We start from the raw sequence: 20,706 nt of genomic DNA, 5'->3' as shown, positions 1-20,706 counted from the left end.
ATCGCGAGCAGAGCCCAGCCGGAGCGCCCCATGCCAGACACCCAGGTCCTCGATCCCACGACGTTGAAGTTCGGCATCGGCCAGCCCGTGCCGCGGAACGAGGACCCCGTGCTGCTGCGCGGCGAAGGCCGCTACACCGATGACGTGTCGCTCCCGGGGCAGGCCTGGTGCGTGATGGTCCGAAGCCCCTACGCGCATGGGGTCATTCGCGCCATCGAGACCGCCGATGCCGCGTCGATGCCGGGTGTGCTCGGCATCTACACGGGTGCCGATCTCGCGGCGGCCGGCTACGGCACGATGCGCTGCGTGCTGCCGCTCAAGAACGCCGATGGCAGCCCCCTGCGCAACATCGAGCGACCCGCGCTGGCGATGGGCAAGGTGCGCTTCGTCGGCGACCCGGTGGCCTTCGTGGTCGCCGAAACGAAAACCGCGGCGCGTGATGCCGCAGAGGCCGTGTTCCTCGACATCGAGCCGCTGCCTGCCGTGACGGACGCCTCCGCCGCTGCCACCCCCGGCGCGCCGCTGCTCTATGATGACATTCCCGGCAACGTCGTTCTCGACTTCGCCTATGGCGACCAGGCGAAGGTCGATGAAGCCTTCGCCAATGCCGCGCATGTCACATCGCTGTCCATCCGCAACAACCGCGTGGTGGTGTGCGCGATGGAGCCGCGGAGCGCGATCGGCGAATACGATGCCGCCGAGGGGCGCTTCACGCTCCGCGTCGGCAGCCAGGGCGTGTTCGGCCTGCGCGGGCAGCTCGCCAACGACATCCTGAAGCTGCCGGTCGAGAAGGTGCGCGTGCTAACGGGCAATGTCGGTGGCTCCTTCGGCATGAAGGCCTCCGTCTATCCCGAGTATGTGTGCCTGCTGTTTGCCGCCAAGCTGCTCGGCCGGCCGGTGAAGTGGACGGATGATCGTTCCGGCTCCTTCCTGTCGGACCAGCATGGGCGCGACCATGAGGTGCAGGGCGAACTCGCGCTCGACGCCGAGGGGCGGTTCCTCGCCGTGCGGCTCACCTCCTTCGCCAACATGGGCGGCTATCTCGCCACCGTCGCGCCGCTCATGGGCACGGGCAATTTCGTCAAGAACGTGCAGTCGAACTACACCACGCCGCTGATCGGCGTGCGCACCACCTGTGCGGTGACGAACACCACGCCCGTGTCGGCCTATCGCGGTGCGGGGCGGCCGGAGGGCAACTATTTCATGGAGCGGCTGATCGAGGCCGCCGCCGCCGAGACCGGGCGCGACGCGGTGGCGCTCCGCCGCCTCAACCACATCCGGCCCGACCAGTTCCCCTATCAGGCAGCGTCAGGCTCCGCCTATGACAGCGGCGAGTTCACCGCCCTGCTCGACCGTGCCCTCGCCGCCGCGGACTGGGACGGGTTCTCCGCCCGCAAGGCCGAGAGTGCCGCGCGCGGCAGGCTGCGGGGGAGGGGCATCGGCAACTACCTCGAGGTGACGGCGCCGCCGGCGAAGGAGCAGGGCGGCATCCGCTTCGAGAAGGATGGTTCCGTCACCATCATCACCGGGACGCTCGACTACGGCCAGGGGCACTGGACGCCTTTCGCCCAGGTGCTGCACCAGCATCTCGGCGTCCCGTTCGAGCGCATCCGCCTGGTCCAGGGCGACAGTGACGAGCTCGTCGCCGGTGGCGGCACGGGTGGGTCCAAGTCGCTGATGGCCTCGGGTGCCGCGATCCTCGAAGCCTCCGACCTCGTGATCGAGAAGGGCAGGGTGGTGGCGGCCCACGCGCTCGAGAGTGCAGTGGCCGACATTCATTTCGAACGCGGCCGCTTCTCCATCGTCGGCACCGATCGCGGCATGGACCTGATGGACCTCGTCGCCTGGCTGCGGGCGGCGAAGGCCCTGCCGCCCGGCGTCCCCGCGAGCCTCGACGTGCGCCACGTGTTCGACCAGGCGCCCTCGGCCTTCCCGAACGGCTGCCACGTGGCGGAAGTGGAGATCGACCCGGAGACGGGCATCACCCAGGTGGTGCGCTACGTCGCGGTGAATGATTTCGGCACGGTGGTGAACCCGATGCTGGTGGCGGGCCAGGCGCATGGCGGCATCGTGCAGGGCATCGGCCAGGCGCTCTACGAAAGCACGGTGTATGACGAGAACGGCCAGCTGATCTCCGGCTCGTTCACCGACTATGCGCTGCCGCGCGCCGATGATGTGTGCGGATTCGCAACGGAAAGCCGTCCCGTTCCCGCGCGCACCAACCCGCTCGGCGCGAAGGGCTGCGGCGAGGCCGGATGCGCCGGCAGCCTGCCCGCGGTGATGAACGCGGTGGTCGATGCGCTGTCGGGCTTCGGCATCCGCCACATCGACATGCCCGCGACGCCCGAGCGCGTGTGGCGGGCGATCAACGTCGCGAAGGCGGCAGCCTAGAGCGTGATCCGCTTTGGCGGATCACGCTCTAGGCGCTTGTTTGCGAGCAATTTCATCCGCTTACGGATCGCTTCGCGATTCAACGTAAGCGGATATTGCTCTAGTCCCTGCCGTCGCGCCAGCGGCGGTCGAGGATCGCTGCTGGCGCGATGCGCTTGGCGAACCCATAGGCAGGGATCGGCCTGACGGGGGAGAGCGGCAGGGGAATGTCGGACCACGGCGTTCCCGTCGCCTGCCGGCCGAGTTCGCGCCCGATCGCGGTGGCAAGCGCCACGCCGCGGCCGTTGCAGCCGTTCCAGCCCGTCACGCCCGGGGCAAGCTCGTGCACATGCGGGGCCTTGTCGGCGGTAGCACCAATATAGCCCCACCAGACATAGTCGAACTTCGGCACACCCACTTGCGGGTACACCGCCGCCACGCGCCTGCCGATGCGCTCGCGGATGCGGTTTTCCCAGTCGAAGCCGAGCGCGAGCGCGCCGCCCGTGATCAGCCGCCCGTTCGCATCGAAGCGGAAGAAGTAGAGATCGCCGCGCGTATCGGACAGCGCATGGCCTTCCGGCAGCACCGATTTCCGCACGTTGTCGGTGAGCGGCGCGGTCGCCATCTGGTAGGAGCGGACAGGGATGACCTCCTCGCGGAAGCCGGGCCAGAGATCGGTCGAATAGGCATTGGTGGCGATGATCACGCGGTCAGCCACCACGCGACCGTTCGGCGTCGTCACCACCCACTTCGCACCGTCGCGCGCGATCGCCTCGGCTGGCGTATGGGTGAAGATCGTCGCACCGGCCGAGATCGCGGCGCGTGCGAGCCCGCGGGCGTAGCCCAGCGGATTGATCCTGCCGCCGGAACGGTTCGTCCACCCGCCATGCCAGTGATCCGTGCCGGTGAGCCTTGCCATCGCCGCCCGGTCGAGCAGCGAGACGGGCGCGCCGCGCTTGCCCCACGCCTCGACGCGCTTGGCGGCCACCGCCATGCGGCTCTCGCGATGCGCCGGCTGTATCCAGCCGTTCTGTACAGCTTCCGCGTCCATGTCATGCTTGCGGATGAGGTCGAACACCAGCGACGCGCTGTCGCGGATCAGGCCGACGAATTCCTCGCCCTTCGCCCCGCCCGAGGCGGCGATCTCGTCAGGGTCCATCCGCGAGAGGGTGGGGATCACCTGGCCGTTGTTGCGCCCCGATGCGCCCCAGCCGATCGCGGCTGCCTCGATGACGACGACCTTCGCGCCTGCCTCGGCGGCGGTGAGCGCGGCCGACAGCCCTGTGTAGCCGGCGCCGATGACGCAGATGTCGGCGCTCGCCCCGCCCGCGAGGGCTGCCGTCTCCGGCGGGGCCGGCGCGGTGGCGGCCCAGAGGCTCGGCGGCATCTCGTTGCGGTTGTCGGTCATCGGGCAGCGATCCTTCCGGTGCCTCAGGCGTGCGCGTGGCCACCCAGGTAGGCCGCCTTCACGCGCTCGTCCTGGGCGAGCTCGCGCGCGGGGCCTTCGAGCACGATGCGCCCGCCATCCATCACATAGGCGTAGTCCGCCACGCGGAGTGCTGCGCGGGCATTCTGTTCCACAAGCAGAACGGGCGTGCCATCGGCGCGGATGGTGGCCACGAGGTCGAAGATCTGCTTCACAAGCTTCGGTGCGAGGCCGAGTGACGGCTCGTCCATCAGCAGCAGCTTCGGCCTCGCCATCATGGCGCGGCCGACACAGAGCATCTGCTGCTCACCGCCCGAGAGTGAGCCTGCGCGCTGGCGATACCGGTCGCGCAGGATCGGGAACAGGGTGAGGACGCGCTCGAGCAGCGCGGCATCGACATTGCCGATTGCGCCGAGGCGGAGGTTCTCGGCCACCGTCATCGCCCCGAAGATCTGCCGCCCCTCCGGCGCCTGTGCGAGGCCGCGCGCGACGATGGCGTGGGAGGGCAGCGCGCTGATGTCCTCGCCCTTCAGCCTGATCGTGCCCGATGTCGCGCGATAGACGCCCGAGAGCGTGCGCATCAGCGTTGTCTTGCCGACGCCGTTCGAGCCGAGCACGGTGACGATGCCGCCCTCCGGCACGGTGAGCGAGACGCCGGAGATGATCGTCTGCGGTCCCATGCGGACGACGAGGTCAGCGACGGTGAGGATCGCGCTCACGCCTCGTCCTCCTCGGCGACACCGAGATAGGCTTCGAGAACCGCAGCGTCCGCCTGGACCGTTGCTGGCGTACCATCGGCGATCTTGCGGCCGGAGGCGAGCACCATCACGCGCTCGCAGATGCTCATGACGAGGCCCATGTCGTGCTCGACCAGCAACACCGTCAGCCCCTCGGACGAGAGCGAGGTGATGAAGCGGGCGAGCGCCGTCGTCTCGGTATCGTTCAGCCCCGCGGCGGGCTCGTCGAGCACCAGCATGCGCGGGCCGGTGGCCAGCGCACGGGCGATCTCGAGGTACTTGCGCCGCCCGTAGGAGAGGTTCGCGGCAAGTTCGCCGGCAACATCCGACAGGCCGGTGCGGGCGAGTGCCTCCTCGGTGCGGCGGCTGATCGCGGCACTGCGGGCGCGCGCTGATGCGCTGTGCCAGAGGGCATCGAGCGGCGCATGCCCTTCGCGGCCGGCAGCACCGACCGAGACGTTGTCGAACACCGTCATGTTCGGAAACACGCGGAGGTTCTGGAACGTCCGCCCGATGCCGAGGCGGCAGATGCGCCAGGGCTTGAGGCCCGAGACGCGCGTGCCGGCAAACCGCACTTCGCCATCCGATGGCGGCGTGAATCCGCAGATGACGTTGAACAGCGTCGTCTTGCCGGCCCCGTTCGGGCCGATCAGGCCGACAAGCTCGCCTTCGGCGACATGGCCGGACACGTCGTCCACTGCAATGAGCCCGCCGAAGCGCCGCGTGACGCGGTCGATCTCGAGCAGCGGCATCGTCAGCGCCACCCCAGCCCGCGCGATGGCTGCCAGGCAGCGCCGAACTGGCGGCGGGCGAGCGACAACGCCGAGACCTCGCCGAACAGCCCCTTCGGCAGGAACAGGATGCAGAGGAACATCACGAGGCCGACGACGAGGATGCGCACCTCGCCCACCGCGCGCAGCGCCTCGGGCAGCAGCAGCAGCAGCGCCGAGCCGACGATCGCACCAGGCACGCTGCCCAGCCCGCCGACGACGACCATGGCGAGGATGAGGATGCTCTCGGCGAAGCGGAAATCGCCCGGGTTCACATACCCGGTCGTGTGCGCCCAGAGGGCGCCGGCAACGCCGGCGAGGAAGCAGGCGATGGCGAACACCTCGATCTTGAGGCGGACGACGTTGAGCCCCATCGCGTCCGCGCACTGGTCATCCTCGCGCACGGCCCTGAGCGCGTTGCCGTAATAGGAGTGCGCGCAGCGGTGCACGATCACCGCGGCGATCGCGGTAACGACAGCGACCGCGAGATAGGTCCCGAGCGGGCCAGAGAGATCAAAACCGAGCGGGCGGAGCGGCGGGATCTCGCCGATGCCGAGCGGCCCCTTGGTGAACGATACCCAGTTCAGCAGCGTGACGTAGATCATCTCGCCCAGGCCGAGGGTGGCGACGGCGAAGTAGATCGAGACGAGCCGCATGGTGGGCAGCGCGAGCGCGATGCCGAGCAGCCCCGACACGACGCCCGACAGCGGCACGGTGAGAAGCGCATCGAGCCCGAGCCGTGTCGAGAGAATGGCCGCCGTGTAGGCGCCCACACCGTAGATCGCAGCGTGCCCCAGGCTGAGCAGGCCGGCGACGCCGGTGATCAGCTGCATCGACAGCGCGAGGATCGAGAAAATCAGCGTGACGATCGCCAGCCGGAAGAAATAGCCGGAGCCGAGTGCGACCAGTGTCGCCGGGACCGCGATGAACACGATCGCGGCCAGCACGAGCGGAAGCGTCGGGAAGGGGCGGGACACGGACTGCTCAGACACGTTCGCGCCCCGCACCGAAGAGGCCTGTCGGGAAGAAGATCAGGGTCACGACCAGGAACACATAGGCCACGAGGTCTGCCCAGCCTTGCGCAAAGATCTCGGTCGCCACCGCCTCCGATACGCCGAGGATGATCGCGCAGATCACCGCACCCGGGATAGAGTTGAGCCCGCCCATCACCATCGCGACGAACGCCTTCACGCCGGGTGCGAAGCCCATCGCGGGGAAGATGGTGCCCTGGTAGAGGCCGATCAGGATGCCGGCGACCGCGCCCATGCCGGAGCCGATCGCGAAGGTGGCGATCACCGTGCGGTCGACATTCACGCCGACATACTGCGCGCCCAGCGGGTTGGCAGCGACCGCGCGGATCGAAAGGCCGATCTGCGTGCGGAACAAAATCACCTGCAGCGTCAGGAACATGATGATGGCGGCAGCCAGGATCACGATCTGCCCGGAGGCGATGGCCAACTCGCCGAACAGGATCGGCTCCTGCAGCGCATTGGCGTAGGCGCGCGGGATCGGCTGCATGTCGGCGCCGAACATCTTCTCCGTCGCCTCGCGCACGATGATGGAGATGGCGAGGGAGGAGAGCAGCGTGCTCTCGCGCATCGCCTTCGATTTCAGCGACGCTTCGTCGCGGAAGCGGCGGAACGGTTTGAACGCCACGCGTTCGAGCACGATGCCGGCGACGATGCCAGCCGCCAGGACGAGCAGGATCAGCGCCACCCAGGGCGGGCTCAGGAACAGCAGCGCCATGAGCCCGGCATAGGCGCCGATCATGTAGATCTCGCCATGCGCGAAGTTCACCACGTTCAACACGCCGAAGATCAGCGTGAAGCCGATGGCAACCAGCGCGTAGACGAGCCCGACCGAGAAGCCGTTGATCAGCTGCTGGACGAAGAAGATGTCGAAGCGATCGAACACGGGCCCATCCAGGGGGAAATCCGCCGCGCGGGCGCGTTCGCCCGCGCAGCGGTCGGGTTCAGTTCGGGAGGAGGGTGAACTTGCCGTCCTGGATGCGCATGCGGGCCAGCGTCTTGGCGGGCTCGCGCGTCTCGGGGTCGAAGGTGGTGGCACCCGTCACGCCCGGGAAATCCTTCGTCTTCGCAAGCTCGTCACGCACGCGCTGGCGCGTCACGTCAGGCCAGGCGCGGGCAATCGCCTCGAGCATGATGTTCACCGCATCGAAGGCCTGGGCCGAGAACATGTTCGGCTCCGACCGGAAGCGGCGCGTGTACTCCTCGACATAGGCCTTCACGTGTGCCTCAGGGCTCTCGGCCATGAAGCTGGTCGAGAGGAACATCCCCTCCGAACCGGGGCCGGCGAGCTCGATCAGCTTCGGCTCGTACATCGAGGACGTGCCGTACACGGCGGCGCGGATATTGAGCTGGCGGCGCTGCTGCAGGAACGACGCGCCATCCTCGTAGAACATGCCGAGATAGATCGCATCCGGCCGCGTGCGGGCGATGTCGGTCAGGATCGCGCGGAACTCGCGGTTGCCCGGGTTGTACATCTGGGTCGCCACGACCTCGCCGCCGGTCGCCTTGAAGGCGTCGACGAAGTTCGACACGACCGACTGGCCCCAGTCGTTCTGGATGGCAACGACGGCGACGCGCTTCACGCCCGAGGCCGACATCCAGCGTGCCACGTGCGGGCCCTCATAGGCCTGCGTCGTGATGTTGCGGAACTGCCAGGGGCTGACCTTCACGAAGTCGGGGTGGGAGGCGGTCTGGCTCAACTGCGGCATGCCGGCCTCGGCGTAGACGCGGCCAGCCTGGATGGAGGCGGAGGACGAGAAGTCGCCGAGCACGGCGACGATCTCGCGGTTGTCGACGAACTTCCGCGCCACTGCCACCGCCTCGCGCGGGTCTGACCGCGTGTCCTCGAACACGATGTTCACCTGCGCGGGGATGCGGCGGGAGGTGTTGAACGCCTCGAGTGCCATCAGCGCCGAGTTGCGGAAACGCTCGCCGTACTGGCTGAACTCGCCGGTCAGCGGCAGCTGATAGCCAACCGTGATGGTGCGCGGCTGCGCGAGTGCTGCGTGGCCGAGGAAGGGAAGCGTGGCGCTGCCGGCAAGCAGGGTGCGTCGTGTCGTTGTCATCGGTCTCTCCGTCATGTGGTCAGGCCGTCATGTAATCGGGCCGTGATGGGTCGGCCAGCGTGTGGTCAGGCCTTCGGGCCTGATGTGGCCTGGGGGCCAGGCGTGATGTGGAGGTTGCAGCAACCGGTCCGCCCTGGCTCCCAGGTGCGGTTCTCGATCGCGAAGCCTGCCGCTTCGAAGGTGCCGTTGTCGATGATGCCGGCGATGCGGCAGAGCACCGCGAGCTTCGCGTCGGGGACGCCGGCGGCAACCCAGGCGGATTTCAGCGGGCAGTCATGGAATTGGAGCTCGAGCTTCTCGGCGTCGCATCGCATCACCTCGGGCTGGAAGAAGTCGGTGCCGCCCGGCAGGCCGCCGATGAAGGCGTCCTTCAGCCCGGCGAGATCGTTCGGCGCGAACGCCTTGAACGCCTCGCCGCCGGCGCGCCCGCGGTTGTAGATCGCGCGCGACAGGATCGCCTCTGCCTTCGCGGCGCCGACCTCGGATGACAGGGCCTCATACGTCTCGAGATAGATGAGCGCGCGATTGGCCATCTGCGCCTTGAGCTGTGCCTTCAGTGCAGCCGCATCCATCCCTGCGCCCCCGTGTTACACTGCGAACGCTGCGCGGTGGCGCTGTCCGCGTCAAGCTGCGGCATACACGTGGTTCACCCCGTCGCCCATCCCGTCGTACGCGACGCCGTAGACATGGATCGAGAGGGCGGGTGCGCCCGAGACGTTGGCGAGCTGGTGGATCAGCGTGATGTCGGCGGGCCCTGCGCTGGTCGCACCCGCCGCGCGCGGCAGCGCTGTGCCGAGGACGGGCAGGCCGTGCGAGAGGGTGAAGTAGCGTTCCTCGAGCCAGCCCTCGTGGATGCCGAGCGCGCACCACGTGCGGTGGCCGTGCACGGGGCTTGCCTGGCCGGGCGCCCAGGCGAGCGCCACCATCGCCCAGCCGCCCGCGCGGTCTTCGTGCAGCAGGTGCCGCACATAGCGCGCGGGGCTGCACGGGCAGGGAATGCCGGCGAGAAGCTGCGGCCTGCCGAGAAACGGGGCGAGCGCGTCCGCGATCGCTGCGTGCCGCTGGGCGGGCGACGCCTCCACCGCGGCCGTCATCGCCTCGACCATCGCGCCAAGCATGGTGTTCATCGCTCCCCCTCAGGCGCCGACACGCGCGGTGGAACACGGGTTCAGCAGCGCTTCCGTCACCATCGCGCGGCTTGCCGCGATCTCGGCGGCGGCGGCGTGCGCGGCTGCATCGCCATCGCCGGCAACGAGGGCTGCGATCAGCGTGCCATGTTCGGTCTGCATCTCGCCCGTGCGGTCGCGCGCCGAGAGGCCGAGCACGAGCATGCGGGCCGCTTCGTCGAGCAGCCGGGCGAGGGTGCGGGCGAGCCTGCGGTTGCCGCCAAGCTCCGCCACCGCGACGTGGAAGGCCGTGTTGGCCTCGAGGAAGGCGAGCGCGCTCTCGGCATCGCTAGGGTCGTAGCCACAGCGGCATACGGCATCGAGCTGCTCGAGCGCCGCGGCATCGACGCGCCCGGCCGCAAGCCGCGCCGCCTCGGGCTCGATCAGCGCGCGGAGGCCGAACACCTCGTGGATGTCGCGCACGGTGACCGGCGAGACCACCCAGCCGCGCCGTGGCAAGGGCTGGACCAGGCCTTCATCGGCAAGCCGCGCGAGTGCGGCGCGCACCGGCGCCTTGCCGAGGCCGGTGAGGTCGGCCACGCCGCTTTCGCTGATCGTCGCCCCTGGGGCCAGCCGCGTCGCGAGGATGGCGCGGCGGAGCTGCGCGGTGGCCTGCTCGGTGAGGTTCGGGGCGAGGGAGAGGGGGGCTGTCATCGTTCCGCCATGTCGCTGACATGTCAGTAGACCACCCAGGAGGGGACCGCAAGGGGGTTGGCGCCTAGAACCGGCCCGTATCGGCGAGGTAGCGGCGCACCGGGTAGGGCTCCGACGCGAGGGCAGGGCCGATGCGCGAGACGATGGGCGCCACGTCGTCGAACAGCGCCCGGGCCTTCGCGGTGGCGTGTTCGAGACGCTCGCGCGCCTCCTCAGCCCGGTCCTTCAGCGCGGCGAGATCGACGGTGACGAGCCTGCCGTCCTTCACGATGAACCGGCCGCCGACGCAGACATGCCTGACACCCGTGCCGTCCTCTGCGTGGACGATCTGGTTCACGCTCCAGCGGTGCGGCATCCAGGTGGGGTTGCCGAGGTCGAGGAACACGATGTCGGCCTTCATCCCCTCGGCGATCCTCCCGATGCCGGGAATGCCGAGGGCGCGGGCGGAGCCCTCTGTCGCCGCAGCATAGGCCTCCTCGACCGACACCCAGGCGGCAGGGTCGGGCCCCTGCAGGCGCGAGAGGAACGAGGCAAGCCGCATCGCCTCGTACATGTTGAGGTTGTCGCCGCAGCTGCACGTGTCCGTGCCGAGGCCGACATTCACGCCGGCATCGCGCATCCGCCGCATCGCGAACGCGCCGTTGCCGAGCTTGAGGTTGCTGCCGGCATTGTGCACGGCACTCGCCCCCTTGGCGGCCAGGATCGCCATGTCCGCCTCGTCGAGCCAGATCGCGTGCGCGGCAACGAAACGCGGCCCGATCAGCCCAAGCCGGTCGAGATGGGCAACGAGGGTGCGGCCATAGGTGCGCAGGCCCATCACCGCCTGCACCCGGCTCTCGGCGACGTGCATCGTCAGCGGCAGCCCATGCTCGGCGGCAAGCCTGGCGCAGGCCTCGAGCAGCGCATCGTCGCAATGCGTCGGGATGGTGGGACCGAGGCCGAGCGTGATGTCGCGCGAACCCCAGCGCCAGCCGCGCACGATGCGCTCCATCGCAGCGAACGTCTCCTGCCACGCTGGCAGCGCAAGCCCATCGACGGCACCGCGGAGTGCGGGCGGCAGCGCATCGGCCAGCGCCGGCACGGCCTGGTAGACGGTACGGCTCGCGACCATGGGCGCGAGCACGGCGCGAAGCCCGACCGTGTCGTAGGCCGCCGCGACCGCATCCATCCCTGCCTCGGTTGGCAGCGGCGATTCGTTGACCATGTCGAGCGCGGCGGTGCAGCCCTTCAGCGCCATCTCGGCAACGCCGATCGTGGCCGACAGCCCCTTGTCGGCCTCCGTGCGCCCACCCGAGATCCAGGGTGCGGCGGCGAGCTGGAGCTCGAGCGTCCAGCGGTCGCCATAGCCGCGGGCGAGGAAGCCGTGCGCGTGGGTGTGGCCGTTGATCAGGCCCGGGTGCATCAGCAGGCCGGTGGCGTCGAAGGCAGGCGTTCCCTCCGGCGCCGCCATGCCGGCGGGGCCGATCGCTGCGATCACCCCGTCGCGCAGCAGGATGTCACGCGGCTCGGCGCGCTTGACCGCCGCGTCAGCCAGCACGCCGCCACGGATGACGAGATCGCCCTTCGCTGCCTCCGCCATGCGGCCCCCTCCTACCAGTGCCGCCCGCGCGCGATCGCCGGTGCTGTGTCCTGCGCGACCAGGCGCTCGAGGAAGTCGAGCCTGTCCTGGCCCCAATGGATCACGCCCCGCCAGACGTAGTTCGGCGTGCCGAACATGCCGCCCGCGATCGCCGCCGCGCGGTTGGCCGTCCACTCCGCCTCGACCTCCGGCGCGGCCGCGGCAGCGACGAGGGCCGCGCCCGGGAGCCCTTCCGCATCGGCGATGGCAGCCAGCACGCCGGCGTCCTTCGTGTCGCGCTCCTCGGCCCAGAGGGCGCGGAGGAAGGCGTGCGAGAGGGCGGCCGCGTCATGCCCGGCCCGCCTGGCGGCGATCACCACGAGGGCGGCCGGCTTCGGGTCTGTGGGGTAATGTTTCGGCCGCAGGTTGAGTGGCATGCCGAGATGCCGGCGCCACCGGTCGAGCTCGACCTCGTGATAGCGCTGCCGCGCGTCGGGGCGGGTGCGGAGCAGCACGCCGCCATTCTCCGTCAGCACCGTGATGGGCCGGCAGAGGATGGGCACGCGGTAGCGCGCGGCGATCTCGGCGAGCCGTGGCCCGCCGAGATACGCCCAAGGCGAGGACAGCGAGTGGAAGTATTCGATCGCGTCGGTCACTGCTGGTGGATCAGTCCACCCGCGCGCCGGACCGGCGAACCACCTCCGCCCATTTCGGCAGGTCGGCTTCCAGCAGCGCGCGCGCCTCCGCCGGGCCTTCCTTCATCGGCGCCATGCCCTGGTCGTTCACCCATGCAACGAAGGAGGGCTCGTCGATGATCTTCCTCACCTCCTCCGCCAGCCTCGCCACGATCGGTGCAGGCGTGCCGGCAGCAACGGCGAGAAGGTACCACGTGGTCGTCTCGAAGCCGGGAAGTCCGCAGGCCTCCGCCATCGGCGGGACATCGGGGAAGCCCGCGACGCTGCCGCGGCTGGTAACGCCGAGCAGCTTCACCTGGCCCTGGCGCGAAGGCCCGACGAGGGCGGGTGTCTGGTGCATGAAGATGTCCACCTCGCCGGCGAGCAGCGCCGTCATCGCGAAGGGGCCGCCGCGATAGGGTACGTGCACCATCTCGATACCCGCTGCCGCGGCGAACTGCGCGCCGGCCAGGTGCGTCGAGGCGCCGTTGCCGGTCGAGGCGTAGTTGAGCCGCCCGGGCGCCGCGCGAGCCGCGGCGATCACGGCACGGCAATCGGTGAATTGCGGGCGGCGGTCAGGGGCGACGGTGAGCGCGTTCGGCACATCGGCCAGCGCGATCACCGGCGTCAGGTCCTTCATCGTGTCGAGCGGCATGCGCGCATAGAGGGCCGGGTTGATGGCCAGCATCGCCGAGGTGCCCATCAGGATCGTGTGCCCGTCGGGTGCAGCCTTGGCCACCTGGTCCATCGCGATGTTGCCGCCCGCGCCGACGCGGTTGTCGACCACCACCGTCGCGCCAAGTGCGCGGCCGAGCGGTTCGGCGAGGCGGCGGCTGTAGATGTCGGTGCCCGAGCCGTTCGGGAAGCCGCCGACGATGGTGATCGGCTTGCCCTGGATCGGGAAGGTCTGCGCCGTGGCGACCGGAGCTGCAAGGAGCAGCACGGCGGCGGCAAGCAGCGCGCGGCGCGAAGCGGTGGAATGAGCGGTCATGAAGCCCTCCCGTTGTCTCCCGGACCGGCATAGTGTCCGCTGCACCCGTCGAGCGCAAATCCTGGAGGCACCATGACCCGTGAGATCGTCACACCTCGCCCCGCCATCGCGGCCGGGGGGCGCAGCATCTACGGCGCCCCCCTCGGCATCCTGATGCTCGAGGCGCGCTTTCCCCGCATCCCCGGCGACATGGGCAACGGCCTCACCTGGCCGTTCCCGGTGCTGTTCCGCGTGGTGCGCGGGGCAAGCCCCGAGCGGGTGGTGCTCAATGGCGCGCCGGGCCTGCTGGATGCCTTCGTCGAGGCGGCGGCTGACCTGGTGGACCTCGGCGCCGAGGCGATCACCACCAATTGCGGCTTCCTGAGCCTGTTCCAGGCGGAGATGGCGGCGCGGCTGAAGGTTCCGGTGGCGACATCGTCGCTGATGCAGGTGCCGCTGGTGCAGGCGACGCTGCCGCCGGGCAGGCGCGTCGGCCTCATCACCGTCTCGGCGGCGACGCTCACGCCCGCGCATCTCGACGCCGCCGGCGTGCCGCGCGACATCCCGGTCGTGGGAACCGAGAACGGCCGCGAGTTCTTCCGCGTGCTGATCAAGGGCGAGAAGACGGAGATGGACGTGGCCCTTGCCGCCCAGGACATCCTTGATGCTGGGCGTGACCTCGTTTCGCGCCACCCCGAGGTGGGCGCGATCGTCCTCGAATGCACCAACATGCCGCCATATGCACATGCGCTGCGTGAGGCGCTCGGCCTGCCGGTGTATGACATCTACTCCTTCATCTCATGGTTCCATGCGGGCCTGAGGCCGCGGGATTTCGGCCCGCCGGCCGACCGGCGCACCTGCCTCGGCGTGTAGCGGGCCGTCGCGGGCGTCGAATCGCCGCCGCCTTTACGGTTTCTTCGCCCCGCCGGGGTCGAATGGCGCATCCCCGACTGGAGGTGTGCCCATGGACGATCTGCTGAAGGACTTCCTGACCGAGACCTCCGAGGCTCTCGCGGAAGTCGATACCGCCCTCATCAAGCTCGAGCAGGCCCCCGATGACGCGCAGACGCTGGCGCTCATCTTCCGGCTCGTCCACACCATCAAGGGCACCTGCGGGTTCCTGGGCCTGTCGCGCCTCGAGAAGGTTGCCCACGCCTCCGAGAACGTGCTCGGCAAGTTCCGCGACGGCTCGATGGGGGTGAGCACCTTCTCCATCAGCGCCGTGCTGCGCAGCATCGATCGCATCAAGACGATCGTCCAGGATCTCGAGCAGCACGGCGTCGAGGTGCCTGCCGATGACAGTGATGTCATCGACGTGCTGAACCGAATCTTCAATGGCGAGGAGATCGCCGAGGCAGCCGCACCGGCACCCCAGCCCGCAGTGCCTGCGAACGCGGCACCCGCATCGGCCACCGCGCCTGAGCCGGTCGCCGAGGCAGAAACGGGCGCGGTGCCCCCTGCGGCGGCCGCCCAGGCCGAGATCGTCGCCCGCGAGCCGGCCCGTGACCAGGGCGGCGAGTCGATGATGGCCAAGCAGTCGATCCGCGTCGGCGTCGACGTGCTCGAGGACCTGATGACGCTGGTCTCCGAGCTCGTGCTCGCCCGCAACCAGCCGCTGCAGCTCTCGCGCACGCACGAGAACAACCCCTTCGCGGTGCCGCTCCAGCGCCTCTCCCACATCACCTCCGACCTGCAGGACGGGGTGATGAAGACGCGCATGCAGCCGATCGGGAACGCGTGGAACAAGTTCCCCCGCGTGGTGCGCGACATCGCCCACGAGATCGGCAAGAAGATCGATCTTCAGATGATCGGCGCCGACACCGAGCTCGATCGCCAGGTGCTCGAGCTGATCAAGGACCCGCTGACGCACATGGTGCGCAACAGCGTCGACCACGGCATCGAGAAGCCCGAGGATCGCCGAGCGGCAGGCAAGCCGGACACGGGGCGCCTGGTGCTGAACGCCTTCCACGAGGGCGGGCACATCATCATCCAGATCAGCGATGACGGCCGCGGCCTCAACACAGCGCGTATCCGCCAGAAGATCGTTGGCCAGGGCCTTGCGAGCGAGGCCGAGGTGGCGGGCATGGCGGAAGCCGAGATCCACCAGTTCATCTGGCGTGCCGGCTTCTCCACCGCCGCCGCCGTCACCTCCGTCTCCGGCCGCGGCGTCGGGATGGACGTGGTCAAGACCAATATCGAGAAGATCGGCGGCACGATCGACCTGCGCTCGGTCGAGGGCCAGGGCACGACCTTCACGATCAAAATCCCGCTCACGCTGGCCATCGTCGCGGCACTGGTGGTGCAGGCGGGTGCGGAACGTTTCGCCATCCCGCAGATCAGCGTGATCGAGCTGGTGCGCGCCGGCGGCGGGTCCGACGTCGCGATCGAGCGGATCAACGAGACGCCGGTGCTCAGGCTCCGCGATCGCCTCCTGCCGCTCGTCGACCTCCGCCACCTGCTCGGCCTCCCGGCCGAGGGCGAGGAGGCATCGGGTGCCTTCATCATCGTCTGCAAGGTCGGCGTGCAGGTGTTCGGCCTGATCGTTGACCGCGTGTTCGACACCGAGGAAATCGTGGTCAAGCCGGTGGCGCCGATCCTGCGCCACATCACGCTGTTCTCGGGCAACACCATCCTGGGCGATGGCAGCGTGATCATGATCCTCGATCCGAACGGCATCGCGCGTGCCGTCGGCATCGGCGCAGGCTCCGGCTCCGAGCGCGACGCGATGGGCGCGGAGGCACGCGAGACCGTGACCGAGACCGACAAGACGGCGCTGCTGCTGTTCCGCGCCGGTGGCGCCGAGCCGAAGGCGGTGCCGCTCGGCCTCGTCGCGCGGCTCGAGGAGTATCCGATCGAGGCGATCGAGAACGCCAATGGCTCCCTCGTCATGCAGTATCGCGGCAAGCTAATGCCGCTGATCGGCGTCGACGGCGGCGGGATGGGTGGCGGTGAGGGCCGTACGCGCCAGCCGGTGCTCGTGTTCAACGACGCCGAGCGCTCTATGGGCCTTCTCGTCGACGAGATCCTCGATGTCGTCGAGGACAAGCTGAAGGTCGAACTCGGCACGCATCGCCCGGGCTTCCTGGGTACGGCGACCGTGGCCGGCCGCGCGACGGAGGTGATCGACATCACCTACTGGCTGCGGCTTGCCTACCCCGACTGGTTCAGCCGGAACGACCGCGAGGCCCAGGCAGGGCAGAAGCGCGTGCTGGTGATCGATGACAGCAGCTTCTTCCGCCAGCTCCTGCCGCCCGTGCTCACCACGGCCGATTATGCCGTGACGGTGGTCGAGAGTGCCGCGGCCGCGCTGAAGCTGCGCGAGGCAGGGCAGATGTTCGACGCCATCGTCTCCGACATCGAGATGCCGGAGATGACCGGCCTCGAATTCGCCGCCGAGGTGCGCCGCGACGGTGCGTGGGTTGACCTGCCGCTCGTCGCGCTGACGAGCTGCGTGTCCGAGGCCGACATCGCCCGTGGCCGCGCGGCAGGCTTCACCGACTATGTCGCGAAGTTCGACCGCGACGCCGTGCTGAACGCACTCGCCCAGGTCCTGTCCGCCCGCGAGATGGAGACGCTCTGACATGACGACCGTGATGGAAAAGCCCCGTGCGGGCCAGCTTGCCGCCGCGTCCGAGGACTTCGTGACGCTGACGGTCGCCAACCAGCTCTGCGGCATCCCGGTGCTGACGGTGCGCGACATCCTCGGCGTGCAGCAGGTCACGCGCGTGCCGCTGAGCCCGCCGGAGGTCGCCGGCAGCCTGAACCTGCGCGGGCGCATCGTGACGGCGATCGACCTTCGCCGCCGGCTCGGCCTTCCGGCCGCGGCAGCGGGAGCGAAGCCGATGAGCGTCGTGGTCGAGGCGGCAGGCGAGTTCTACTCCCTGCTCGTCGACCAGGTGGGCGAGGTGCTGGCACTCGACGGCGAGGCGCGCGAGGCGAACCCGCCGACGCTCGACAACCGCTGGCGGTCTGTCTCGCTCGGCGTCTACCGCCTGCAGGGCCAGCTGATGGTGGTTCTCGACGTCGACCGCGTACTCGATCTTTCCGTCGAGGCTCGGGGCTGAGCCTTCACATCCCGAACAGCGCCTTCGGCAGCGCGGTCGCGAGCCCCGGGAACAGGGCCGTGGCCGCGAGGCCGCAGAGCTGGATGATCACGAACGGCACGATGCCGCGATAGATGTCGGTGGTGCGCACGCCCTCGGGCGCGACGCCGCGGAGATAGAACAGGCTGAAGCCGAAGGGAGGCGTCAGGAACGACGTCTGCAGGTTCACCGCGACCATCACGCCGAACCAGATCGGGTCCACGTCCATCTGCAGGATGATCGGCCCCACGATCGGGATGACGATGATGCAGATCTCGACGAAGTCGAGGAAGAAGCCCAGGGCGAAGATCACCACCATCACGGCGGTGATGGCACCGGCCGCACCACCCGGGATGGCTTCGAGTGCGGCGTGCACCATGTCGTCGCCGCCCAGGCCGCGGAACACCAGCGCGAACAGCGTCGCGCCGATCAGCATGGCGAAGATCATCGCCGTGATCGTTGCCGTCGAACGGCACACCCCGGCCAGGACACCGCTCCGCCCGCTGACCCAGAGCGCATGCACGATCGCCGCCGCAAGCGCTGCCGCGCAGACCGCGGCACCACCGATCGCGACGCGATCGGCGAGTGGTGCGGCGCTTCGGCCAAGGCGAAGATCGAAGCTGCTCGCGAGCATGACAAGGCCAATGATGGCGAGCAGCGCCGCGTAGGATGGCCAACGCGCGGGAGAGACGCGTCGCGCGGCGAGCAGGGTCGCGCCAACCGCGCCAACGGAGGCCGCCTCAGTCGGCGTCGCGATCCCGCCGAGGATGGAGCCGAGCACGGAGACGATCAGCACGATCGGCGGCATCAGCGCACCAAGCACCTCGCCCCGCGTCACGCGTGCCGTCTGCGGCAGTGCGGGGGCGATGGACGGCCTGAGCCAGGCGATCGTTGCCTGATAGGCGATATAGAGCGAGACGAGGAGAAGCCCCGGCAGCAGGCTTCCCGCGAAGAGCTCGCCCACCGAAACGGTCTGGATCGAGAACTTGCCCTGTGCGAGCTGCGCCTGCTGGTAGGCCGCCGACAGGATCTCGCCGAGGATGACCATGACGGTCGAGGGCGGGATGATCTGCCCGAGCGTGCCGGCCGCGCAGATCGTGCCGCAGGCGAAGGCCGGGTCGTATCGGTTGCGCAGCATCGCCGGCAGCGCCATCAGCCCCATGGTGACGACCGTCGCGCCGACGATGCCCGTGCTCGCCGCCAGCAGCGCCCCGACGAGGGTGACGGAGATGGCCAGCCCGCCGCGCATCGCGCCGAACAGCCTTCCCATCGTCTCGAGGAGGTCCTCGGCGATCTTCGAGCGCTCGAGCATGATGCCCATGAAGACGAAGAGCGGGATCGCCACCAGCACCTCGGACGTCATCGTGCCGAAGATGCGCGGCGGCATCGCGCCGAGAAGCTCCGGCGTGAACACGCCGAGTGCCCAGCCGAGGCCGCCGAACAGCAGCGCCGAGCCGGTGAGGATGAAGACGACGGGAAAGCCTGTGAGGATGCCGAGACACAGCGTCGCGAACATCAGGATGTCGAGCACGCCGCCCAAGGTGGAGCCCAACGCCTCAGCCCCCTTCGGCGACGCGGCCGGCGCGATGATCGCTGCGGAGCCCGGCCAGAACGAGGAGGCAGCGGATGAGGTGCGCCAGCCCCTGGAGCATGAGCAGCACCGCCATCGCCGGGATCAGCGATTTCAGCAGGTACTGGTAGGGAATGCCGCCATAGGCGATCGCCCCCTCCCTGATGCGCCATGAGGCAGCGACGAAGGGCCAGCACGTCCAGAGAACGAGCAGGCAGAACGGGATGACGGCGAGCACCACGCCCAGCGCATCGACAGTCGCGCGTCGCTTCGGCTTCCACCCCGCATAGAGGATGTCCACCCGCACATGGCCCTCGTGCAGCATCGTGTAGGCAATGGCGAGCATGAACAGGGTGGCGTGGATGTAGATCACCGCCTCCTGCATCTGGATCAGGCTGGTCGAGAACCCGTAGCGCAGGATCACCACCGCGAACTGCACGAGCACCAACGCTGCCGCAAGCCACATCACGATGCGCCCGACGAGGTTGCTGAACCCGTCGAGTGCTCGACCCAGCGCAGCGAGGGTGTTCACGCCCAGCGCACCATCGCGCGGGCGGCGTGCACGGGTGCGTAGGCCTCCGCCACGTAGTCCACCGCACCCTGGCGATAGGCGATGTAGCTCTCGATGATTCGGCGGTTCAGCGCGTCGGGGTCCTCGCGGAGCTCGCGGATGAAGGCGGCGGCAGCCTCCGCCATCGCGCGCACGATCGGCTCGGGGATGGAACGGACCTGGACGTTCTGCGTCTCGACGATCTGCTTCAGCGCGAGGGGGTTGAAATGGTCCCACTCCGCCACGCTTTCCTCGTTGAAGCTCTCGCAGGCGAAGCGCACGGCGGCCTTCAGGTCGTCCGGCAGCGCGTCGAACTTCGCCTTGTTCACCACCGTCTCCAGGCTGGCGGAAGGCTCCTGGCCGCAGGGGCGGTAGTAGAAGCGTGCGACCCGTCCGAAGCCGAGCGGCCCGTCAGCCCAGGGGCCTGCGAACTCGGCGGCATCGATGTTGCCCGATTGCAGCGCCTGGAACACCTCGCCCACCGGCATCTGCACGACCGATGCGCCGAGGCGCTGGTACATCCCGCCCACAAGCCCGCCGGCGCGGAACCGCAAGCCCCGCAGGTCGTCGGGCGTGGTGAGCTCGCGGCGGAAGAAGCCCGTCCATTGCGGGCCGGAATTGCCGCAGAGGAAGGGCTTGAGGTTGAAGCGCGCGTAGAGCTCGTCCCACATCGCCTGGCCGCCGGCGTTGCGCAGCCACGCGGTGAGCTCCGTCGTCATCAGGCCGAAGGGGAAGCTGCCGATGATCGAGGCGGCGCGGGAGCGCGAGAACCAGAAATGCGGCGTCGCGTGGTAGAGGTCGACGGTGCCCTGAGAGACAGCATCGAACACGCCGAAGGCAGGAACCACCTCGCCGGCGGCAAACACGCGTACGCTGATACGCCCGCCCGAGAGGATGCCGATGCGCTCGGCGATCTTGTTCGCCTGGCTTCCCGTTCCCGGCAGGTTGCGCGGCCATGACGTGACCATCCGCCACTCGATCCGTCCCTGGGCAATGGCGGGTGTCGCAAGCCCCGCTGCCGCCGCGCCTGCCAGAATGCCACGTCGATTCATAGCAACCCCCTCGTTTCCCCAGCCGAACATGCC

19 protein-coding genes are annotated in these 20,706 nt (G+C 69.1%); 4 read left to right on the top strand and 15 right to left on the bottom strand.

All coding sequences use genetic code 11. The features are described 5' to 3' along the window. The first annotated feature begins 30 nt into the window (after positions 1–30). Positions 31–2,391 (top strand): xanthine dehydrogenase family protein molybdopterin-binding subunit, encoded by a 2,361-nt coding sequence (locus Q0C38_RS12260; protein WP_291297384.1) that lies wholly within the window; start codon positions 31–33, stop codon positions 2,389–2,391. A gap of 100 nt (positions 2,392–2,491) precedes the next feature. Here the strand turns inward: Q0C38_RS12260 and Q0C38_RS12255 are convergent, their stop codons facing one another. From Q0C38_RS12255 to Q0C38_RS12200, 12 genes are all read right to left on the bottom strand, one after another. Then, positions 2,492–3,778, bottom strand: a complete 1,287-nt coding sequence (locus Q0C38_RS12255; RefSeq protein WP_291297383.1) for an FAD-binding oxidoreductase — start codon at positions 3,776–3,778, stop codon at positions 2,492–2,494. Positions 3,779–3,801: 23 nt separating this feature from the next. Continuing rightward, a complete protein-coding gene (locus Q0C38_RS12250) occupies positions 3,802–4,515 on the bottom strand; it encodes an ABC transporter ATP-binding protein (RefSeq protein ID WP_366937261.1) in 714 nt (237 codons plus the stop codon). Beyond that, positions 4,512–5,285, bottom strand: a complete 774-nt coding sequence (locus Q0C38_RS12245) for an ABC transporter ATP-binding protein (protein WP_291297382.1) — start codon at positions 5,283–5,285, stop codon at positions 4,512–4,514. The genes Q0C38_RS12250 and Q0C38_RS12245 overlap by 4 nt, the downstream gene beginning before the upstream one ends. Before the next feature lie 2 nt (positions 5,286–5,287). Then, positions 5,288–6,280, bottom strand: a complete 993-nt coding sequence (locus Q0C38_RS12240) for a branched-chain amino acid ABC transporter permease (RefSeq protein ID WP_291297381.1) — start codon at positions 6,278–6,280, stop codon at positions 5,288–5,290. Positions 6,281–6,287: 7 nt separating this feature from the next. Further along, positions 6,288–7,217: a branched-chain amino acid ABC transporter permease gene (locus Q0C38_RS12235; RefSeq protein WP_291297380.1), complete on the bottom strand. Its 930-nt coding sequence runs from the start codon at positions 7,215–7,217 to the stop codon at positions 6,288–6,290. A 58-nt stretch (positions 7,218–7,275) separates the two neighbouring features. Further along, a complete protein-coding gene (locus tag Q0C38_RS12230; protein WP_291297379.1) occupies positions 7,276–8,397 on the bottom strand; it encodes an ABC transporter substrate-binding protein in 1,122 nt (373 codons plus the stop codon). Positions 8,398–8,462: 65 nt separating this feature from the next. Beyond that, a complete protein-coding gene (locus Q0C38_RS12225) occupies positions 8,463–8,969 on the bottom strand; it encodes an L-2-amino-thiazoline-4-carboxylic acid hydrolase (RefSeq protein ID WP_291297378.1) in 507 nt (168 codons plus the stop codon). A gap of 51 nt (positions 8,970–9,020) precedes the next feature. Continuing rightward, on the bottom strand, positions 9,021–9,524 hold the full coding sequence (locus Q0C38_RS12220) for a cysteine dioxygenase family protein (RefSeq protein WP_291297377.1): 504 nt from the start codon (positions 9,522–9,524) through the stop codon (positions 9,021–9,023). Positions 9,525–9,533: 9 nt separating this feature from the next. After that, positions 9,534–10,217, bottom strand: a complete 684-nt coding sequence (locus Q0C38_RS12215; RefSeq protein WP_291297376.1) for a GntR family transcriptional regulator — start codon at positions 10,215–10,217, stop codon at positions 9,534–9,536. A 64-nt stretch (positions 10,218–10,281) separates the two neighbouring features. Then, positions 10,282–11,796: an amidohydrolase family protein gene (locus tag Q0C38_RS12210; RefSeq protein WP_291297375.1), complete on the bottom strand. Its 1,515-nt coding sequence runs from the start codon at positions 11,794–11,796 to the stop codon at positions 10,282–10,284. A gap of 11 nt (positions 11,797–11,807) precedes the next feature. Next, entirely contained in the window at positions 11,808–12,431 is a 624-nt protein-coding gene (locus Q0C38_RS12205) for a 2-hydroxychromene-2-carboxylate isomerase (protein WP_291297374.1), read from the bottom strand. A 10-nt stretch (positions 12,432–12,441) separates the two neighbouring features. Continuing rightward, positions 12,442–13,440: a tripartite tricarboxylate transporter substrate binding protein gene (locus Q0C38_RS12200; protein ID WP_291297373.1), complete on the bottom strand. Its 999-nt coding sequence runs from the start codon at positions 13,438–13,440 to the stop codon at positions 12,442–12,444. Between the two features lie 72 nt (positions 13,441–13,512). On the opposite strand from Q0C38_RS12200, the gene Q0C38_RS12195 reads away from it, so the two are divergent. The 3 genes from Q0C38_RS12195 (at position 13,513) to Q0C38_RS12185 (ending at position 17,483) form a co-directional block, all read left to right on the top strand. Continuing rightward, positions 13,513–14,292: an aspartate/glutamate racemase family protein gene (locus tag Q0C38_RS12195; protein ID WP_291297372.1), complete on the top strand. Its 780-nt coding sequence runs from the start codon at positions 13,513–13,515 to the stop codon at positions 14,290–14,292. Positions 14,293–14,383: 91 nt separating this feature from the next. Beyond that, on the top strand, positions 14,384–16,999 hold the full coding sequence (locus tag Q0C38_RS12190) for a chemotaxis protein CheW (RefSeq protein WP_291297371.1): 2,616 nt from the start codon (positions 14,384–14,386) through the stop codon (positions 16,997–16,999). A gap of 1 nt (position 17,000) precedes the next feature. Continuing rightward, positions 17,001–17,483 carry a chemotaxis protein CheW gene (locus Q0C38_RS12185; protein WP_291297370.1) on the top strand — a complete coding sequence of 161 codons (483 nt, stop codon included), beginning with the start codon at positions 17,001–17,003 and terminating at the stop codon, positions 17,481–17,483. Between the two features lie 4 nt (positions 17,484–17,487). Here Q0C38_RS12185 and Q0C38_RS12180 read toward each other — a convergent pair whose 3' ends face one another. The 3 genes from Q0C38_RS12180 to Q0C38_RS12170 are packed head-to-tail and all read right to left on the bottom strand — an operon-like array spanning position 17,488 to position 20,673. Next, a complete protein-coding gene (locus tag Q0C38_RS12180) occupies positions 17,488–19,017 on the bottom strand; it encodes a TRAP transporter large permease subunit (RefSeq protein ID WP_291297408.1) in 1,530 nt (509 codons plus the stop codon). Between the two features lie 40 nt (positions 19,018–19,057). After that, a complete protein-coding gene (locus tag Q0C38_RS12175) occupies positions 19,058–19,603 on the bottom strand; it encodes a TRAP transporter small permease subunit (RefSeq protein ID WP_291297369.1) in 546 nt (181 codons plus the stop codon). Next, complete coding sequence (locus tag Q0C38_RS12170) at positions 19,600–20,673, bottom strand: TRAP transporter substrate-binding protein (RefSeq protein ID WP_291297368.1); 1,074 nt, start codon at positions 20,671–20,673, stop codon at positions 19,600–19,602. The genes Q0C38_RS12175 and Q0C38_RS12170 overlap by 4 nt, the downstream gene beginning before the upstream one ends. Positions 20,674–20,706: the final 33 nt, after the last annotated feature.

Source organism: Elioraea sp. (genome assembly GCF_022842375.1).
Classification (GTDB): Bacteria; Pseudomonadota; Alphaproteobacteria; order Acetobacterales; family Acetobacteraceae; genus Elioraea_A.
The sequence above is the reverse complement of the archived record's forward strand: the minus strand, read 5'-3'. Positions and strand labels throughout refer to the sequence as shown.

Excerpts from the sequence above, each read along its gene's own strand:
- Q0C38_RS12260 (WP_291297384.1), top strand. The coding sequence starts at position 31 with ATGCCAGACACCCAGGTCCTCGATCCCACGACGTTGAAGTTCGGCATC.
- Q0C38_RS12255 (WP_291297383.1), bottom strand. The coding sequence starts at position 3,778 with ATGACCGACAACCGCAACGAGATGCCGCCGAGCCTCTGGGCCGCCACC.
- Q0C38_RS12245 (WP_291297382.1), bottom strand. The coding sequence starts at position 5,285 with ATGCCGCTGCTCGAGATCGACCGCGTCACGCGGCGCTTCGGCGGGCTC.
- Q0C38_RS12230 (WP_291297379.1), bottom strand. The coding sequence starts at position 8,397 with ATGACAACGACACGACGCACCCTGCTTGCCGGCAGCGCCACGCTTCCC.
- Q0C38_RS12225 (WP_291297378.1), bottom strand. The coding sequence starts at position 8,969 with ATGGATGCGGCTGCACTGAAGGCACAGCTCAAGGCGCAGATGGCCAAT.
- Q0C38_RS12220 (WP_291297377.1), bottom strand. The coding sequence starts at position 9,524 with ATGAACACCATGCTTGGCGCGATGGTCGAGGCGATGACGGCCGCGGTG.
- Q0C38_RS12215 (WP_291297376.1), bottom strand. The coding sequence starts at position 10,217 with ATGACAGCCCCCCTCTCCCTCGCCCCGAACCTCACCGAGCAGGCCACC.
- Q0C38_RS12210 (WP_291297375.1), bottom strand. The coding sequence starts at position 11,796 with ATGGCGGAGGCAGCGAAGGGCGATCTCGTCATCCGTGGCGGCGTGCTG.
- Q0C38_RS12200 (WP_291297373.1), bottom strand. The coding sequence starts at position 13,440 with ATGACCGCTCATTCCACCGCTTCGCGCCGCGCGCTGCTTGCCGCCGCC.
- Q0C38_RS12195 (WP_291297372.1), top strand. The coding sequence starts at position 13,513 with ATGACCCGTGAGATCGTCACACCTCGCCCCGCCATCGCGGCCGGGGGG.
- Q0C38_RS12190 (WP_291297371.1), top strand. The coding sequence starts at position 14,384 with ATGGACGATCTGCTGAAGGACTTCCTGACCGAGACCTCCGAGGCTCTC.
- Q0C38_RS12185 (WP_291297370.1), top strand. The coding sequence starts at position 17,001 with ATGACGACCGTGATGGAAAAGCCCCGTGCGGGCCAGCTTGCCGCCGCG.
- Q0C38_RS12180 (WP_291297408.1), bottom strand. The coding sequence starts at position 19,017 with ATGTTCGCGACGCTGTGTCTCGGCATCCTCACAGGCTTTCCCGTCGTC.
- Q0C38_RS12170 (WP_291297368.1), bottom strand. The coding sequence starts at position 20,673 with ATGAATCGACGTGGCATTCTGGCAGGCGCGGCGGCAGCGGGGCTTGCG.